The sequence below is a fragment of the Nocardia macrotermitis genome (assembly GCF_009604405.1).
GTDB lineage: Bacteria > Actinomycetota > Actinomycetes > Mycobacteriales > Mycobacteriaceae > Nocardia > Nocardia macrotermitis.
The window spans coordinates 22,230-39,951 of record NZ_WEGK01000011.1; the positions used below are offsets into that span (position 1 = coordinate 22,230).

Consider the following 17,722-nt stretch of genomic DNA (forward strand, 5'->3'; position numbering starts at 1 on the left):
TAGCAACGGGGCTGCCCCGGTTCGACCGCAACCGCGCCAACGGCGTTCTTACTGTCGATGAACGTCCGGACCGGACACCACTCGTCGGGCCGGATGTCGTGCTGCACAACAGAACACGGTCGATCAACCCACATGATCCATGCCGAGTCCAACGGTCCTCAGACCGCCATCGACGGTGACTACTTCTACTCTGTGTTGACGGTCTGGTGCCGAACACCAACGGGTTGGTAGGCGTTCCGACCACCTTACGAATCGGATCCAGGCGCTACGAGTCGTGGGCGACAAGACTCGCTTGGTCTCGCGGGATGCGTCGCGTTGGTGTCCGAATCTGCTGTGGCGCAGAGGAATCGATCGCTCTACTGATCGAAACTGCCCTTCGTGAGGCGATTCGTGAACGCGTCCCAGTCGGAGAGGGTGAAGAGCAGTGCCGGGCCGGTCGGGTTCTTCGAGTCTCGGACGCCGACCATGCCCTCGTCGAGATGGGCCACCTCGACGCACTCTTTGCCGCTGAGGCTCCGGCTGCTCTTGAACCATCTCGCACCCGACAAGTCGATGATCATGAGCCGTACTCCTTCTGCATCGCCTCGATGAGGCCCCGAGTGTCGTTCTCACTCAAGGCTACCCGCTCGACATCGGCCCGGGCGTTCCGGAACAATTCGATCTCAGCGGGCTTATCCAGGTAGAGCACGCCTGCCAGACTCTCCACATAGATTACCGGCGGTTCGGTGAGTATCGGATTCAGATGCTCTGGAAACTCCAGGAAGACAAAGTCTTTGACATGCAGGCCCAGATGCGGTGGTGCGGTGAAGGGGACAATCCTGATCGACACGTTAGGCAGTTTGCTTACCTCGAGAATGTGGCTCAACTGTCTCACCATTGCTTCGTTACCGCACATGTTATGACGCAACACTGATTCGTTGAGCAGAGCGGAAAATGTGAAGTTCGGATCATCAAGCCGCTCTTGGCGTTTCGCAAGGATTCCGAGTTCGCTGTCGATATTCACCGGTCGACCTTGGGTATCCCAGATCGCTCGCCGATACTCCGGAAGCTGAAGCAGCCCAGGCAGAATCAGCGACTGCCAGGTCGAGACACGACAAGCAGCACCCTCGAGACCGACATACAATTCCACCTCCGGCTCGATCCCACCGGCGAACGATTGCCACCACCCGTCCTTGCGGGACTCGGCAGCCAACCACAGCAGGGCCTGACGGTCCTCATCGCTCACCCCGTACAGGTCGCACAGCAGGTTCACGGTCACCCGCTTCACCTCACTGGAACGTCCAGTCTCCAACCGCCACAACGTCTGCGACCCCATCTCACACGACCGAGCCGCATGCATCCGACTCATCTTGAGCCCCTCCCGGAACTCCCGCAGCCGACGCCCGAGCACCCGACGCGGCAGACTGCTGTTGCGCGGTTCATCAGACACTGAAAACACCCACCCTTCCAATTACGGGACCACCGTTCCGCACGTATTCCAATGCACTCCACCCCAATTGGAACGTTCCAGTATTCCAAACCAAATGGAGCGATTCCGCCTCCGAACGAAATCCAACGGCGACCACCAACCGTACCCGTCCAATGCTTTACTGGCACCCATTGACGGCCACCAACTTTCAGCGGTCACCCGTCCATTTCGACGACCCCACAACACTTTCCGCAGCCCGAATTTCCGTCCCGCTCCGCCTTGCCCACATCGCCGGGCTTCGACGTGTCTTGCGAGATCGCGCTGCCGCCGCTCTCTCCGCCGAGGCCATGATCATCTCGACAGCCGCAGACCCCGGCCACCTGACCATCTTTGGCCAGCCGAGGAGGACAGGTCCAGCCGATGTATGCTGGAGAACCCGAATGCACTGCGGGGGAGTCGATGTCATGAGAATCGGAGTGGGCGATGGCCCCGAATGACGGAACGATCCTGGCCATCGATCCGAACGTGTACTACGAGGCCGGAAAGAAGCTCATCACGCTGACCGCCGATATCAATACTGCGATCGCACGCGACCTCGTGCCGGGGCTGCGTGGTAGCGCGGGCATGGGCGGCAACTACCCGGCGGTGGCGAGCTGGAACTCCACCGTCCACCAACAGTCCGCCGATGTGCGGACGGTGATCCTCGCGTACGCGGCGGCCCTGGCACACTTCGGTGACATTCTCAGCATCGCCGGATACAACTGGGACGCAGCGGAATACAAGGCGAACCGCAGTAAGGACAAGGGGTCGGCCCCGGCGCTGCCCACTCTCGGATCCGTGAGCCCGGTCGCCGCGAAGGATTTTCCCGAGATTCCGGATCCGCAGGGTGACAATGGCGCCGGTGTCGTGATCGAGCCTGCGGGCGGGTCCCCGAGTTCGTGGACCGGTGCGCCGAACGGCCGTCTCGGCACCCTCAACGCTGTCGCGACTGCCTGGAACGCCTTGGCCTCGAGTCGCGAGCTGTCCGACTCACCCGCGATCATCAGAGCCGCGCGTGCGACATTCGACAGCGTGCGGGCGCCGGAGGTCCCTGCCGTCACGGAGGCATTGGACGCGCTGTGCAGCGGAGCCGAGCAGATCTGTTCTGTCGCAAAGACTCTCGCGATCAGTCTGCGTGAACACCACGACGACCTCGCCGAGGTACGGAACGGCATCGCCACCGCGGCCGCCACCGCGTTTCCGGCTCACCCTGGTGTCGATATAACAGCGCGAACCGACGACACCTCGGTGCACGTCTCGGTGGCGGCGAACCTCAGCCAGGTCGACATCTTCAACGCCGACGACATTCTCAACACCACTTTCCACAACTCCCGGTTGGCCACTGTGCTGAGCGGGACAGTCGCCTCCACGGACGATTTCACGGGCTCCGGTGCGCTCGGCAGTTATCCGAAACTGAAGGCACTGTCGGAACTACCCCTCCTGGTCGAATCCGGAGACCGGAACGCGAACACCACCCTCAACGGTGAAATGGACACGATCGCAACCTGGTACACCCCGGCTTCCACGCTGACTGCCGCCGATCTCGCCGCGCTGGACCAATACGGCCCCCAAATGAAGAAATGGGCTGTGCTCTCGGTCCAATACGGAAACGAAGCAGGTGTCGACCCGCGTATGGTGCTTTCCATGGTCCTGCAAGAGGGTGCTCCGCTCCGCACCGGTTTGGAAACCAACCTCTACAAGGACCTCGAGAATCCGTCGACCTACCATCCCAATCCCAACGGCGCCGAAGCCGGCGTGCTCTGGGACAAAGCACGTTTGGAAGCCTCGAAGCTCGGTCTCAGCAAGCAAGGTGCGGGAAACTCCATCGGTCTGACGAACCAGAAGGAGAGACCGTTCAATGAGGTAAAGGCCAAGTATCCGGACCAGTTCAAGGGGAAACAGTGGTCCGACCTGGTCGGAAACGACGATCTAGCGATCAAGGCCGCAGCCTACAACCTGAAGATGCTGAATGAAGATGGAGCATCACAGGCCGCACCGAATGTGCGGGCGGGGCAGCCATTGGATCAGTTCTTGGGATCCAGTTATAACGCTTATGGGATCACGGAGCGTTCGCAGTCCGTTGCTACTCAACAGGATTCGTTCACGGCGAGCGAAATCGAACATGGCAAGAGTACGCTGAATGTCTACAAACTGGCCGATAAGATCTTGTGTGGAAGTGGAGCATATCGGTGAGTGTTCGGATATTCGCTGAGCAGCGTTGGCGTCGGTGGGTGCTTGCGGTTCTGGTTCTGTCGGTTGTGGTCGGACTTCTGGTTTTCGGCTGGCATCGGTTTCAGCAATGGCGTTTTCGGACGGGGGAGGCCAGGCGGATCGCGGAGGCTGTGACGGTTTCCGGGGCCGTTCGTACCGCGATCGTGGACGTATCGGACGGGGATAATCTTCCGACGGCAACTGTGTATTTCATCGGTCCTGCGCCGAAACCGAATCCGGTGCGGGCTGTTTCGGTGCCAACTATCCAGTTGGTGGCCGTACCTCCGCCATCATCCGTACCGGAATGGGATGAAACCAGAGATCGCGGCATCGACTATGCGGTAGCGACCGGCCGACGCCCGGATGGTTGCTACGCCTCGGTGGTGTTCGTATCGAATCCGAAATCATCTGTCCCGGACCTCACCGGCGAGCATTCGATCGGCATCCTCACCGCGTCGCAGCTCGCCGACATTCGTAGTGGCGCAAAGGTATTGACCGAGGTGAATGTCGGTCCCTGCGGATCGTGACAGTCGGATTCTGCGACGATCGCGTTCGTCGCGGGGAAGTAGTCGGGTCACCCTGTCCATCGAGGAGTCAGCCGGGCCCCACTCGACGTCGAGCTTATGACCGACGATCTACGCCGGATCGAAGAGGTCGCGGCTGACATCCGGATCGAGGGCGAACGTGTCCCGGGCACTCGCGGTGCGGCGCTGAATACCGCCGATGTCGGTCGCGGATGGTGACGAGTGCGGCACAGGTCTGCGGGTGCGTTGCTGTTCGATCACGGAGGTTTCGGTCGGGTAAACCGGCGTTGGTCTCCGGTGAACGTCAGGTCGATGGAAGGTCACGAAACGGTCGCAATCGACGATACGGACGAGATTTCTTCGCACTTTCATTGCTGAACAGTTGCTAGTGGGCATAGCGTCGAGGTCCGGCGGTCGTTCAACCGGCATCGTGGGGCAGCAGTCCCGGCGAGGTCGATCGCGACGCGGAGCAGCAGAGGGGTCGGGGGATCCCGTAAGCGAGGACTGTGCCATGAACCGATACCCGCATCCGATGTCGTCAGTGCGCGATACTTCCGTCCCGCTGAGTGGCGGGAAACTCGTGGTGGCCAGAGTGCTTGTGGCCGAAGGTAATCCGGCCGCGGCGGAAATGGTCGTCTTGGTGCTCGAACACGCCGGTTATCAGTCCATGCGCACCGTCACCGGACGTCAGGTGCTCGCCGCCGCGCTGCAGTGGCATCCGGATCTGGTGCTGCTGGATCTGGACCTGCCGGACCTGCCCGGGCCGGACGTGTGCCGGAGGTTGCGGGAAATGGTCTCGGCCCCGATTCTGGCTGTATCGACCGAATCCGATCCCGAGGCCGCCGAACTGGCCCTCGCCTGCGGTGCGTCGGATTTCGTGCGCAAGCCGTTCCGGACCGTCGATCTGCTCTCACGTATCGAATCGCGGCTCGCGGGGACCGTGCTCGGCTGGTCCGGTAGGTCAGGGGCGGGTGCTGTGCACGACCCAGATATCGTTGCGCCCCACGTTGATTCGTTCGACGCGTGAATCCGTGAAGCCTGCCGCGCGGCACAGTTCGGCGAAGGTTCGTGCCTGATCGCCGGTCCAGCCGTGTGAGGCGATCCCGGTCGCGCCGATCGGGGAATGCCGTTCGGCGGCCACGAATCGGCCGCCCGGCACCATCACCCGCCGGGTCTCGGTCAGTGCGGTGGTGACATCGGGCCAGTGATGCACCGTCGCCACGGCCAACGCCACCGTGGTCGAGGAATCCGCGAGCGGCAGTCGTTCCGCGGCGCCCTCGGCCCAGCGGATCGACCGATCGCGCACGAGTAACCGGGCAAATCGCAATATCGCAGGTGACGGATCGATTCCGGTCACCTGAGCGCCGCGTTGGGCGGCCGCTCGCACCACTACACCCGAGCCGCAGCCGATATCAGCGACCCGGTCGTCCGCGCGTATCCCGGCGGCCTCCACGATCGTGCGGGCGCGTCGCCCACCGGCGGCGAACATGAGTGCGCCCGACGCGATTCCGGCGAGTCCAGGGCGTCCGGGACTGTCGGCGTGATGGTTGACGGGCAGAGCCTGAGCTGGATTCATCGAACGTCCTCCTCGCGAACGGTTACTGCCACCACCTTGCAAGTTCAAGCCGACTGGAGGTCAAATGTCGCCATGGACCTGATCCCGATCGGGGAGGCCGCCGCGAAACTGGGCATGGCCCCCTCGGCGCTGCGCTACTACGACGAACGCGGCCTGGTGCACCCCGCCGCCCGCCGCGGCGGCAAACGCATGTACGACCAGGAACAACTCCGCCGCCTGGCCTTCATCAAGGTGGCCCACGCCCTCGCCCTGCCCCTGGACACCGCCGCCGCCGTCCTCGACGCCCCCGGCTCCCAATGGCGCGAGGCCCTCGAACGCCAGATAGCCGCCCTCGAACACGCGATAGCCCAGGCCCGCACCGCCCAGACCTTCCTCACCCACGCCATCCAGTGCCCCACCGACCACCCCGCCCGAGAATGCCCCACCATGCTCAACGGCCTGGACGCCCTCCTGTCCGGTACTCCCGTCACGGATCTCATGGACGAAAACCATTGAGCGCGTGGTGATTACGTGGAACACGTGTGGCAGCAGCCGTTTCGAGGCCGGTGTACTGATCGGCGAGTTACGGCCAGAACCATTGAGCGCGTGGTGATTCGGGTGAGTCAGTGGGGGAGTGGGCGGTTTGGGTCGCCGTAGACGATGAGCCAGATCGCGCGGCCCATGCGATCCATTGTGCACACCGCGCGCCCGGCCTCGCGATTTCGCGGACAGGGCCGGGGGAGGCGGCTTACCATCGCAACATCGGACATAGTGTCCGAGACATAGTGACCGGGGAGGCTCGACGGCCTCCGCACGGACCTGTTTCGGCTCGTCGGGGCGCAACGCCACCGGCTGACCGACTGCTTTCACCACACGGCCCAGCGCCGCGACCGAACACCGGAGTTTGGCATGAAAGACCATCGCGACCAATCGGATTCGACCTCGACAGGTGTTGCCCGCCGCACGGTATTGCGCGGCGCTGTGCTCGCCGGAGCCGCGGTGGCCGCCGCACATCCGCCCGGTGCCTCGGCGCGGCCGATCGCGGCGCGGGTGAGCACCCCCGGGCGGGAGGTGGCGATCTTCGGCGGTGGGATGTCGGGGCTGTCCGCCGCGCACGAACTCGCCGAACGCGGCTATCGGGTGACCGTGTACGAGCCGTCGTATCTGGGCGGTAAGGCGCGCAGTATGGGTGTGCCCGGCACCGGTCGCGGCGGGCGCGCGGATCTGCCGGGCGAGCACGGATTCCGGTTCTTCCCCGGTTGCTATCAGCACGTGCCCGACACCATGTCCCGGATTCCGTTCCCGGGAAATCCGAATGGTGTGCGGGACAACCTGATTCGCGTGGAATCCGCCGTCGTGGGATTCCGGGACCGGCCACCGATCTTCGCGCCCGTGGGCTTGCGCGGACTGACCCTGCTCACCCCGCAACTGGTGGAATCCTCTGTGGTGTCCGCATTTTCGTTCATCCCCGAGCTTCCGCCCGCCGAACTGGCCTTCTTCGGCAGACAGATGGCCATGTGGTTCACCACCTGCACCGAGCGGAAATTCGGTGAGTTCGAATACATTTCGTGGGAGAACATGCTGCAGGCGCAGGGCAAGTCCCAGGCGTACCGGGACTACCTGGTCGCCGCGCTGACCCGCATCACCGTCGCGGCCAAACCGCATCTGAGCTCGGCGCGCACGATCGGCACCATCGGCCAGGCGCTGGTGCTGGCCGGGACCGGGCTGTATCCGCAGTATCAGGGCGGCGCGGATCGAATTCTCGACGGGCCCACCGACGAAGTGTGGATCGACCCGTGGGTGGCGTATCTGCGTTCGCGTGGCGTGCGGTTCGTGATGGGCGCTCGCGCAACACGATTGGAGGTTCGGGGCCGGCGGATCACCGGTGTCGAGGTCGCCGGGGTCGGGACGGTCACGGCCGATTGGTACGTGTGCGCGATGCCGGTCGACAAGGCGGTCTCCCTGCTGAACGGCCCTGTGCTGGAAGCGGATCCGTCGCTGGCGGGGATGCGGCAGCTGATCACCGACTGGATGGTCGGCATCCAGTTCTATCTGACCCGGGCCACCGATCTGCCCGAAGGGCATATCGCCGCGCTCGGCACCCCGTGGGCGATCACCGCGCTGCGGCAGGCGCCGATGTGGCGCGGGAATTTCGCGGCGAAATACGGTGACGGCCGGGTCGTGGAATGTCTGAGTGCCGATGTGTCGGACTGGGATTCGCCCGGCATCCTGTACGGCAAACCGGCCCGGCAGTGCAGCGCTCAGGAGGTGGCCGACGAATGCTGGGCACAGCTCAAGACGTGGCTGAACACCTCGACCAACTGGTTGCGTGACGAGGATCTGGCGTCCTGGCATCTGGACCCGGGCGTCACCTGGTCCGGGGGCGTCACGCACAACGAAACACCCTTGCTGGTCAACACGATCGGCTCGTACAACCATCGTCCCGAGGCGCACTGCGCGATCGGAAACCTGTTCTTCGGCGGCGATCACGTGCGCAGCCACATCGACCTGGCGACCATGGAGGGCGCGAACGAATCCGGCCGCGCGGCCGCCAACGCGATCATGGACGCCGCGGGCGATCCCGGCCCGCGCGCCGGAATCTTCCCGCTGGTCGAACCGTCCGAACTCGAACCGTTCAAACAACTCGACGCGGCCCGCTACCGCGCCGGACTACCGCACGTCCTGGCGTGAGGTCAGGCCCCGCGCACCCGCGCGACGCCCGCATACGCGCGGGGCATGTACCGCAACCGCTCCGGCAGCAGCGGCCAACCCCATCGGATCGCCGTGCAGAACGCGCCGAACGCGACCTGATCCGCACCGCGCCACCGCATGCCCAGGGTCCGGCGGGCGTGTTCGGGCATCAGGCCGTTGGCGAGCCACAGGTTGAACGCCATCACCGGTCGCCAGATGACCGACCACAGCGCCTCGGGAACCCCGGGCAGCGCCGGAATCCTGGTGCGGCTCAGGTCCATCGCGAAATCGGTGGTGGGGTTGCGCTCGAGCACCTCGTCGATGGTCTTTTTCCAATACTCCTGGAACTCCGCGTAATTCGAGACCAGCACCCGATCGGACAGTCCGTACATGCGCCACCAGGTGACGCCCTCGGCGATCAGCTGATCCTTCTGCGCGTCGGTCAGCGGGGTGCCGAAGTAGTCGTTGATCGCGATGTTGAGCTCGATGAACGTGGCGTGCGTCCACCAGTACACGTCCGGGTGTAGCGCGTGATACCGCCTGCCCTGCGGGTCGATTCCCTTGAGCGGCTTGTGATAATCGCGCACCCGCGCGGCCTGGGCCTCGTTGTCCGCGTCGTAGATCATGCCCTGGATCTGCGGCACCGAGCGCACCAGCCGATCCCACGGATTGTCGAAGAAGTTCGAATGCTGTTGCAGCGCAGCGCCTACCGCGGGGTGCATGTTCTGCAGGATGCCCGTGCGGCCCAGGAACAGCATGTTGCGCCAGTCGCCCGCGTACTTCCAGGTCAGCGAGCCGGGGCCGAGCGGCGCGCCCGGAATCGCCGGGGTCTCGGGAGCCTCGGTGGTCGCCGTCGCGACGGCAGCCTGGTTGTCCGGATTCACGATTCCGCAGCCTCCTTGCCGAGAAAAAGATATTATGAGACGAAATATAACGCATCATCTCACCCGGCGCGTGAATCGGCCGCCGGGTCGCTGTCCGGTGCGAGCGTTGTGGCCGGTCACGACCGCCACCGCGGATACCTCGAACCACGGCGCGCTCGAGGTAGATTCGGCCCGCCGTCGCACTGCGCGTGCCGAGGCGAACCAGTACGCGAACGGAAGGAAGACTGCCCATGCCCGAACGCAGAAATATCCTGATCACCGGCGCGAGTTCGGGCCTGGGCGCGCAGCTGGCCCGCGAATTCGCCGCGCGGGGAAGGAATCTGGCGTTGTGCGCGCGGCGGCTGGATCGGCTCGAGCAGTTGCGCGCGGAACTGCTCGCCGCGCATCCCGGGATCACCGTCTCGATCGCCCAGCTCGACGTCAACGAGCACGCGCGGGTGTTCACCGTATTCCGCGAATTCGCCGAGGAGCTGGGCGGATTGGATCGCGTCGTGGTCAACGCCGGGCTGGGTAAGGGGCAGCCGATCGGTTCGGGACGTTTCGATGCCAACGCCCAGACCGCCACCACCAACTTCATCGCCGTACTGGCCCAGTGCGAGGCGGCGATGGAGATCTTCCGCGCGCACGACGCCGGTCATCTGGTAGTCGTGTCCTCGATGAGCGCGTTGCGCGGGATGCCCGGCAACCGGACCGCCTACGCCGCCTCGAAGGCCGGGGCCGCCACCCTGGCCGAGGGAATCCGCGCCGACACGCTGCGCACGCCGATCGCGGTCACGACCCTGTTCCCCGGATTCATCGCCACGGATATGACCGCCGCGGGTGGCCGTGCGCCGCTACAGGTTTCGACCGAGAAGGGCGTGCGCGCGATGGTCCGCGCGATCGAACGGGAATCGGCGACGGCGAAAGTGCCTGCGTGGCCGTGGGTTCCGATCGGGCTGGCGCTGCGGTGGCTGCCGTTGCGTATGGTCGCCGCGATCAGCGGGTGAAGTGCCGTTGCGGCCCTGCGGGTTTCGGCCTCAGGGTTGCGGGTCGGTGTTGCGGCCCAGCGCCGAGGACTCGGGCGGGCGGACGTGCCGGTCGGTGGTCCGGTGCGAGGTGCGCAGGACCGAGCGGCCCTTGTGGTTCGCCTTCGCCAGATACAGCACGGTGTCGGCGGAATCGAGCAGCGACTCCGCGTCCGAACCCGCCAGCGGCGTCACGATCGCGCCGATGCTCGCCGAGACGTGCAGTTGATGCCCGTCCACCGAGATCGGTTCCAGCAGCGAGGATTGCAGCTGGTCGACGATCGTGGTGACCACGTCGTTCTCGGCCGGGGGCGGGATCAGCGCCACGAATTCGTCGCCGCCGATGCGGGCGATCAGGCAATCCTGTTCGCGCACACTGTCACCGAAGCGGGCGGCCACCTCGGTGAGCACCCGGTCGCCGGTGCCGTGGCCGTACATGTCGTTGATCGGTTTGAATCTGTCCAGATCGACGAAACACAGCCCGACCTGGTCGTCGTCACCCACCTCGGAGGAGGCGGACTCGATGCGCTCGAGCAGGCAGCGACGGTTGGGCAGGCCGGTGAGCGGGTCGTGCCGGGCCTGCCAATGGAGTTCCTGCTGTAGTCGATGACGTTCGGTCACGTCCTCGCCGACCGCGAGCAGATAATCCCCGTGCCCCTCGGTGCCCTGGACGTAGGTGATCGAGAACGCCACCCAGCCCACGGTGCCGTCCTTGCGCAGCAGGCGACGTTCCAGTTTGACCGAGCCCTCCCCGGCGGGGACCAGCTTGTCGAAGATCAGGGCGCGGATCTCCTCCTGGTCGTCGGGGTGGGCGAAGTCGTAGATGGAGATGCCGCGCAACTGCTCGACCGGCACGCCGATCATCTGGGCGAGGCCGCGATTGGTGTCGACCAGGGTGCCGTCGGTGTCGCCGATGGCGATCGCGATATCGGCGCTGTCGAAGACGATTCGAAACCGGGCATTCTGGTCTTTACGGAGCTGCTGGCGGGTCAGACCCATCTGATGTCCCTGCGCGAGGGCGGCGGTGATGAGGGCGAACCGGGCGCCCGCGCCGGGCCGCGCACAGCCCTCGATCAGGGGTTGCAGGACCTGGACGGTGCGGATCGGAACCGTGGCATCGGTCCAACCCGCATCGGCCAGGGCCTCTCCGATCCCGTTGGCGGCGGTGGCGTCGAACTCCCGCGCCAGGAAGACGGAGGCGAGAGCATCGACCAGCCGCGTCAGCAGCCCACGTGCCACCTCGGGCTCCGCGGGTCCCTCGCCGGTGGCGGACAACTCCCGCCACCAGGCCGCGACCAGGGCATTTCGGTCCATACTCTCCAGCACCCCCTCACTGTTCGACGCAAGATCGGCATACCCCTCGCCGATTTTGCACAAGCTCGCCCTTCACACTAGATCAAATCCGCCCAAAGCTCTTGTGCGGAATATTTCCGACCGGTGTGAATGATCATGCGGCATGGTTCTCCTCGAAGATCGAGACCCCCTTGTAGCGGGGGGTGACGATCTGCCAGGCCCACGTCGCCTGCACGCATCCGACCAGGTCACGCAGGTGCGCGGCGACCGATTCGGCGGCGGGGAGGTCGGTGTCGGCGTAGGCGGCCAGGACCTGATCGCTCAGCAGATAGAACTCGGTGAGCCGATCGCGCACGATCCGCGCCGAGCCGTGCACGGCGTCGGACAGGGTCGCGCCCGGGGTGTTCAGCAGCCACACCGGGATCAGATTGAAATCCGCGCCGTCGGCGATGCACTCCTTCTCGAAGGAGAACACGTCGTTCATCAGGGCGCCGATCTCGGCGGTGAGTTTCCGGAGTCTGCGCAGCTTTTCGTCCTGGCCGTCGGCGCGGACCAGATCCCAGGGCAGATAGTCGTCGCGGCCGAACTCGCACATCGCGATCGCGGGATACATGCCCGAGACCTCCGAGCGCAGATCGATGTAGTCGGTGACGCTGAGCAGATCGCCACGCGCATCGGTGTTCTGATCGCGGATGGCGGTGCGCAGATGTTCGGCCGTGGAGCCGAGGAACTGGTCCAGCCAGGCCGGTTCGGCGTCGCGGGCCAGCAGGTCGAGGAATTCGGCGGTCGCGACCTCTTCGGGGGTCGGATCCGCTGCCGGACTTCGGGTTTCGAGCATGTCACGTAATCGGCCCGCGGTGTGGGCCGCGCGTAACTGCTCGGCCGCGGACAGGTGCGCGAACTTCTCCCGGCCGACGGTGTCGTTGAGCCAGAACAGGATTGCGTTGAAGATGCCGATGATCGTCATCCGGTCGGCGGTCACTGCGTTGGGATGTAGGTACGGCGTCATGCTGTTGTAGTGTGCGCCACCGGAATCCAGCCAGATCCGATGTCGTCGGCAGAAGTTCTCCACCTCGGCGAGCGCGTACTCGCCGAATCTGTTGGGCCGGAAATCCCGGCAATAGTCATCGATATCGCGATCCGGCGTGCTGAACAGTGTTCGCAACGACCACCGTTCGCCCTGATCCACCAGCGCGTCGTACTCCGATCGCATCGCGACCAGCGCTGTTTCCACCGTCGTCTGTTCACTCACCACGGGATTGCCTCCCCGGCCCATCCGATCCACCAACCACCGTTCGAGACGGTCAGACCGACTGGTGACACTCGTTCCAGTCGGTGCTTAAAGAGTAAGCAATTGCGGCGAATCGAACAGTGTGTCCGATGTTGATCCTGGTAGGGGGTGTGCGGGTGGTCAGGAAGCGGGGGTCGCCGGCGTGGATATCCGGCGGAGGGCGTCGAGGGTGGTCTCGGGAGAAGTGTTGAAGCAGAATCGGATTCGTGGTGCCCTGGCGGCGAGGATGTTGACGATGCGTTCGAAAAGCAGAGTGTGCTGGGGGAGTGCCCGCACCGCGCCGCCGATCATGACCAGGTCGAACGACTGGTTCGAGAGCAGTTCGCGGATCTCGGCTTCGGCCGCGGCCGGGGAGGCGTCGATCAGGCACGGGGTGATGTCGAATTCGGTGTTCCGCAGGGCGGCGTTGGCGGCGTCGACCCTGGCGGTGAGTTGTGCCTCGTCGAGATCGGGGAGACCGCTGTAGTCCATGGCTCGCGGGTCCAATCCGATGGTCAGCGCCCGGAGGCGTGCGGCTGCTTCGGTCACTCATCCATCCCTCCATGTAAGGGGTGCGACCGGCTGTCCGCGTGGGACGATCGGTCGTGTTCACCTCGATATAGCTTTGAGAACAAAGGTAATTAAGGAGATGAGGCTGTGTCAATGCACGACGGTCTGTCCCTGGACGACGGCGTCCGAGCCATGGTGCTGCTCATGCCGCGGCTGGTCGGCCGCGCGAAACGCCTCCCGGTCCCCGAAGCCCTCCGATCCTTCGACCTCGCCCCGCGCCACCTCTCGCTGCTGACCTACGTGCTGCTGGACGGCCCGCTCACGGTCAACGAACTCGCGTCCCGACTCGAGGTCGCCCCCACCACCGCGAGCCTGATGATCAGCGACCTGAGCCGCCAGGGAGTCCTGGCCCGCCGCCCCGACGACAACGACCGCCGCCGAACCCTCGTCTCCATCGCCGAATCCCACCGAACAGCGGTAGCGTCCTGGCTCGGTGGCGCGGACCGGGGCTGGCGCGCCGCGTTGGGCCCGCTGACCGCCGAGCAGCGCGCGTTGGTCATCACAACCCTTCGCGCCTACGAGGCAGCGGTCGCTACCGACTGAATCATCCGCGGCCGCACTGGGTTCTGCATTACAGGTCGGACGGATTGGCCGGGTTGTTCATCCGGCCGGGTCAGTGCGGACATGAGGATGCCGTCGCGCCGACTCGGGGCGTCGGGATCAGGTTATGCGTTGCGCCAGTGTGGTTTTCGGCCTTGGTGGTAGGCATTCAAGCCGTCGAGGGGGTCGCGGTGGGCTACCAGGGCGTCGGCGAGGGTGGCGGTGTGTGGGGCGGTGGTTTCGCGGTTGGGGACAGAGGTGGTGTGGGCCAGGAAGGCCAGGGCCGTTCGGGTGGCGATGGGGGAGCGGGCGACGATGTCGGCGGCCATCTCCCGGGCCAGGTCCAAGGCCTTGCCCTGGGGTGCGGTGCGGGTGATCAGTCCGGCGGTGAGGGCTTCGGTGGCGTCTATGCGGCGGCCGGTGAGGATCATGTCGTGGGCCAGGGCGCGGCCGACGAGGTCCGGGAGGCGGAGCAGGATCGTGGTGGACGGGGGCAGGCCGAGGGCGGTGTCGGGGACCGCGAAGGTGGCGGTCTCGTCGGCTACGCACAGGTGGCAGGACAGGGCGAGGGCCAGACCGTCGCCGTCGGCGCGGCCGTTGATCGCGGCGATGACCGGTTTGGCCGGGGTGGCGTCCAGGGGTGAGGCGTCGAATCCGTTGTGCGGCTGGAGCATCAGTTGCAGTGGTGAGCGGATGCCGCGCAGGTCCGCGCCGAGGGAGAACGCTTCGCTGCCCGCGCCGGTGAGGATGGCGACGCGCAGATCGTCGTCGTGGGCGAAGGCGGTGAGGATTTCGCCGAGTTCACGATAGGTGTCGCCGGTGAGGGTGTTGTCGTCGTCGGCGCGATCGATCGTCACCTCGAGGACGTGTCCGGAGGTCGCGATCGAGACGGTGCCGTACTCGTCGCGCAGGGTCGGAACGCCTTGGGCGAGTGCGGTATCCATGGCCTCGCGGGTCAATGCCACGAGGTTGCCGGTATCGCCGCCGCGGACGAAAACCCTTCGACCGACAGGCTGTTCGGCCTCGGTCAGGACAGCGGTGGTCGCCGCGTCCAACGGCGTTGCCAGGAATCGGCGACCGTCGTCCAGCCGACCCACCACGGTCGCGCGCGCGGCACCGCCGGAACCGTAACGGACAACGAAACTTTCGACCGTCCCCCACCCGTCGGGGCGATACGCGAGCGGCACACCCGCCGCGTCGTTCAGTTCCGCTTGCAGGGATTTCGTGGACCGCACCCGCCACGGAACCGGAGTGGTCGAATAGACACCCGCCGAATGTTTGCTCAGCACACCGCCGTTCGCGGCGACCAGCCCGAACTCGCCGGGCCGATCACGCAGCCGCGCAACGGTTTCGGCGATGGCGTGGGTACTGTAGTTGTTCCCCGGCCCACCGAAGAACGGCAGCCCACCGGTAACGGTCAGCCCACGCGGATCGGCTGGATCCAGCCCCAGACCGTCGCACAGATTGAACACCGCGATCGGGAAGCAGCTGTACAGATCCAGGGTCGCCAGCTCGTCGAGGCCGACAGCGGCCATATCCAGCGCGTGCCGCACCGCCGCCACGGCCGCCGGACTGCGATCGAGCTCGGGACGAACCAGCAACTCGCGTTCGGCGAGATCGGCGTACCCGTGCAGATACACCCGCCGCGATTGCGGAATCCCCAGCCGGTCAGCGGTTTCCGTGGACGTCATCAACACCGCGGCGGCCTGGTTCACCTGATCACGGGCGACCAGGAACCGCGGGTAGATATCGGTGATGAGCCGATTGCGCTCATCCACCCGCACGAGCTCGCCCGCATCACGTTCGATCGGCGCGGCCGCATGCGGATTGCCCGCGGCGACCGCGCTGAACCGGCCGAACAACTCACCCATCGCCCGCGCGTAGTCCGCCCGCGAATCCCCGCGCCGCCCGCGCCGCGCGTTCTCCAGCATCGCGTAGCTGACCGCGGGCTCGACCAGGTGATGCCGGACTGCGTAGAACGGCGTCATCCCCTCGATGGCGTATCCGCGATCCTCGAGCGGACCGTCGTCGTGCTCGGTGAAGTCGGGACGTTCGGCGGGCGGCAGACCGGCCAGCTGCCGCACGGTCGAGATCGTCTCCGCCCCAACGAGAACCGCCGCACCGCACCTGCCCTCGGCGATCTCCCCGCACAACTCGTTGAGCAGCTGCTGCGGACTCTGCCCGCCGGTCGGGCCCAGGATCGCCCGCGCCGGGTCGGCCCCGATCCGACGCGCGATCGCCCGCGGCACGTTGTCGGGCGCGCCGAGCGCCGCGGTGGCATACGGACTCGAACAGTCGAATGCGCGCACGGCCGCGACGATGTCGAGCGCGGCGGCCAGTGCGGCGGGATCCGCCGTGGTGTCGGTGAGCGCGGCGCGCACGGCATCGGCGGCCAGATCGGCGGCGGACCTGGCCTGATACTCGTCGTCACCGGGTCGTTCCGAAGCCTGGCCGACGCCCACGAGCACCGGCGTGGACGGGGAGACGGGCACCGATTCGGGTGAGTTGTCGGACATGATCGCGGCACTCCTTCCGGCCTGCAGCAGGTGTCATCCGCGCTGGGATGGGCCTCACGCTGCGAGCGGCGGCAGCCGCACCTCGTGGACACTGTTCTGGACATCCGTTTTACACCGTATCAGGACGGTTCGGCGCGAAGGGGTCCGGAAATGCGCCCGCCGGAGACGAATATCCACTCCTGGGGGCACGAGAGCCGGTGCGACTGGTTTGATGGGCCTGTGTCGAATCCCCTTCGCCCACAAGCGGTTGCCCTGCTCGCCGAACTGTCCACCAACGGCGCGAATTCGGCGGTGTGGTCCGACCTCCGCGACGAGTTGTACTACCGGCATATCGGTGAGCACGCGTGTGCGGCACTACCCGCGCTCGCGGCGCTGGCCGGGCAGGGGAGTCCGCTGACCCGGATGCGGGCGATCGAACTGGCGGCCGATCTGCTCGCGCGGGCCGACCCGCACGCCGGCGACGCGCGCGAGCGATACGCGGCGGATATCGCGGCACTACTGGTTCTGGTCCGCGCGGATCTGGCGAGGAAATATCCGGACGAGGATCATGAATCGGATGTTTTCGTCTACCGGATGCGCAGCATGCTCGCCTTCGAGGGCGAGACGGAATGGTCGCGCCGACTCGCCGAACTGCTCGCCGGGGAATTCGAAACCAAATGTCCGGAATGTTCCGCGGTGATGTATGTGGCGATCGGCGCGCACGGCGTTTTCACCTGCTGGGACGATGATTCGCTAGCCGACGACGTCGACGAGACCGACCTCGTCCCGGCCAGCCCGGCCCGGCTCACCGGACTCGCGCACCGCCTGCACACGCTCGCCGTCACCGCACGTCAGCCGGTGCTGGCCCGTCGCCTGACCTACCTGTTCGGGCGGACCACCTGCCCGCGCAACGCACACGAGTTCACCCCGGCCGGTTTGTGAAGATTGTTCGGCCGCGCTCGAGCCGGCGGTTGTCAACTGTCGAGCGCGGCCACCATCGGTAATGCGTTAACACGCAGGCATTTTCGATACCGGAATGTGACCCTGGCCGAAATTCGCATATTCCGCCGAGTCTGGATCTCATGGTCAGGATGAGGCTTCGTGGCCGAATATCGCATGTTGTGCCGGTGGTCTGTCGTTAGCCATTCTCATGATTCCTTTAGCCGGGTCTTAGCTGATTCGATCAGCTCGGGTGTCGCAAGATCGCACGGTCAGACGGTGGAATTGCCTTATAGAGA

At 65.5% G+C, this 17,722-nt stretch carries 17 protein-coding genes; 8 read left to right on the plus strand and 9 right to left on the minus strand.

The window, feature by feature from the left end; all coding sequences use genetic code 11:
• Positions 1-356: 356 nt before the first annotated feature.
• Together NRB20_RS23920 and NRB20_RS23925 are read right to left on the minus strand one after the other, a co-directional pair.
• Positions 357-560, minus strand: a complete 204-nt coding sequence (locus NRB20_RS23920) for a DUF397 domain-containing protein (RefSeq protein WP_153412778.1) — start codon at positions 558-560, stop codon at positions 357-359.
• Positions 557-1,438 (minus strand): helix-turn-helix domain-containing protein, encoded by an 882-nt coding sequence (locus NRB20_RS23925; protein WP_319945319.1) that lies wholly within the window; start codon positions 1,436-1,438, stop codon positions 557-559. Before NRB20_RS23925 ends, NRB20_RS23920 begins: the two co-directional genes overlap by 4 nt.
• Positions 1,439-1,891: 453 nt before the next feature.
• Here NRB20_RS23925 and NRB20_RS23930 point away from each other — a divergent pair, with 453 nt between their 5' ends.
• Together NRB20_RS23930 and NRB20_RS23935 are read left to right on the plus strand one after the other, a co-directional pair.
• Positions 1,892-3,640, plus strand: a complete 1,749-nt coding sequence (locus tag NRB20_RS23930) for a hypothetical protein (protein ID WP_153412782.1) — start codon at positions 1,892-1,894, stop codon at positions 3,638-3,640.
• A 38-nt stretch (positions 3,641-3,678) separates the two neighbouring features.
• A complete protein-coding gene (locus NRB20_RS23935) occupies positions 3,679-4,185 on the plus strand; it encodes a hypothetical protein (RefSeq protein WP_153412784.1) in 507 nt (168 codons plus the stop codon).
• Positions 4,186-4,293: 108 nt separating this feature from the next.
• On the opposite strand, the gene NRB20_RS23940 is transcribed toward NRB20_RS23935, so the two are convergent.
• Positions 4,294-4,443 carry a hypothetical protein gene (locus tag NRB20_RS23940; protein ID WP_153412786.1) on the minus strand — a complete coding sequence of 50 codons (150 nt, stop codon included), beginning with the start codon at positions 4,441-4,443 and terminating at the stop codon, positions 4,294-4,296.
• A 280-nt stretch (positions 4,444-4,723) separates the two neighbouring features.
• On the opposite strand from NRB20_RS23940, the gene NRB20_RS23945 reads away from it, so the two are divergent.
• Positions 4,724-5,209, plus strand: a complete 486-nt coding sequence (locus tag NRB20_RS23945; RefSeq protein ID WP_194289987.1) for a response regulator — start codon at positions 4,724-4,726, stop codon at positions 5,207-5,209.
• Here the strand turns inward: NRB20_RS23945 and NRB20_RS23950 are convergent.
• Complete coding sequence (locus NRB20_RS23950; RefSeq protein WP_153412790.1) at positions 5,144-5,758, minus strand: class I SAM-dependent methyltransferase; 615 nt, start codon at positions 5,756-5,758, stop codon at positions 5,144-5,146. The genes NRB20_RS23945 and NRB20_RS23950 overlap by 66 nt on opposite strands.
• Positions 5,759-5,830: 72 nt before the next feature.
• Here NRB20_RS23950 and NRB20_RS23955 point away from each other — a divergent pair, with 72 nt between their 5' ends.
• Together NRB20_RS23955 and NRB20_RS23960 are read left to right on the plus strand one after the other, a co-directional pair.
• Positions 5,831-6,253, plus strand: a complete 423-nt coding sequence (locus tag NRB20_RS23955) for a helix-turn-helix domain-containing protein (protein WP_153412792.1) — start codon at positions 5,831-5,833, stop codon at positions 6,251-6,253.
• A 393-nt stretch (positions 6,254-6,646) separates the two neighbouring features.
• Entirely contained in the window at positions 6,647-8,428 is a 1,782-nt protein-coding gene (locus NRB20_RS23960; RefSeq protein WP_153412794.1) for a hydroxysqualene dehydroxylase, read from the plus strand.
• A gap of 2 nt (positions 8,429-8,430) precedes the next feature.
• Here NRB20_RS23960 and NRB20_RS23965 read toward each other — a convergent pair whose 3' ends face one another.
• Positions 8,431-9,312 carry an oxygenase MpaB family protein gene (locus NRB20_RS23965; RefSeq protein ID WP_319945320.1) on the minus strand — a complete coding sequence of 294 codons (882 nt, stop codon included), beginning with the start codon at positions 9,310-9,312 and terminating at the stop codon, positions 8,431-8,433.
• Positions 9,313-9,542: 230 nt separating this feature from the next.
• Between NRB20_RS23965 and NRB20_RS23970 the strand changes: the two genes are divergently transcribed.
• The gene (locus tag NRB20_RS23970; RefSeq protein WP_153412796.1) at positions 9,543-10,298 is read left to right on the plus strand and encodes an SDR family oxidoreductase; all 756 of its coding nucleotides are present in this window, start codon (positions 9,543-9,545) and stop codon (positions 10,296-10,298) included.
• A gap of 30 nt (positions 10,299-10,328) precedes the next feature.
• On the opposite strand, the gene NRB20_RS23975 is transcribed toward NRB20_RS23970, so the two are convergent.
• The 3 genes from NRB20_RS23975 to NRB20_RS23985 form a co-directional block, all read right to left on the minus strand.
• Entirely contained in the window at positions 10,329-11,642 is a 1,314-nt protein-coding gene (locus NRB20_RS23975; protein ID WP_319945321.1) for a sensor domain-containing diguanylate cyclase, read from the minus strand.
• A 121-nt stretch (positions 11,643-11,763) separates the two neighbouring features.
• The gene (locus NRB20_RS23980) at positions 11,764-12,861 is read right to left on the minus strand and encodes a terpene synthase family protein (protein WP_319945322.1); all 1,098 of its coding nucleotides are present in this window, start codon (positions 12,859-12,861) and stop codon (positions 11,764-11,766) included.
• A gap of 159 nt (positions 12,862-13,020) precedes the next feature.
• Positions 13,021-13,428, minus strand: coding sequence for a hypothetical protein (locus tag NRB20_RS23985; RefSeq protein WP_227833815.1), 408 nt, complete (start codon positions 13,426-13,428; stop codon positions 13,021-13,023).
• Between the two features lie 114 nt (positions 13,429-13,542).
• Here NRB20_RS23985 and NRB20_RS23990 point away from each other — a divergent pair, with 114 nt between their 5' ends.
• The gene (locus NRB20_RS23990) at positions 13,543-13,992 is read left to right on the plus strand and encodes a MarR family winged helix-turn-helix transcriptional regulator (protein ID WP_153413148.1); all 450 of its coding nucleotides are present in this window, start codon (positions 13,543-13,545) and stop codon (positions 13,990-13,992) included.
• A gap of 122 nt (positions 13,993-14,114) precedes the next feature.
• Here the strand turns inward: NRB20_RS23990 and NRB20_RS23995 are convergent, their stop codons facing one another.
• A complete protein-coding gene (locus NRB20_RS23995; protein WP_153412800.1) occupies positions 14,115-16,505 on the minus strand; it encodes an acetyl-CoA acetyltransferase in 2,391 nt (796 codons plus the stop codon).
• A 219-nt stretch (positions 16,506-16,724) separates the two neighbouring features.
• Between NRB20_RS23995 and NRB20_RS24000 the strand changes: the two genes are divergently transcribed.
• Complete coding sequence (locus NRB20_RS24000; RefSeq protein ID WP_153412802.1) at positions 16,725-17,426, plus strand: hypothetical protein; 702 nt, start codon at positions 16,725-16,727, stop codon at positions 17,424-17,426.
• Positions 17,427-17,722 lie beyond the last annotated feature (296 nt).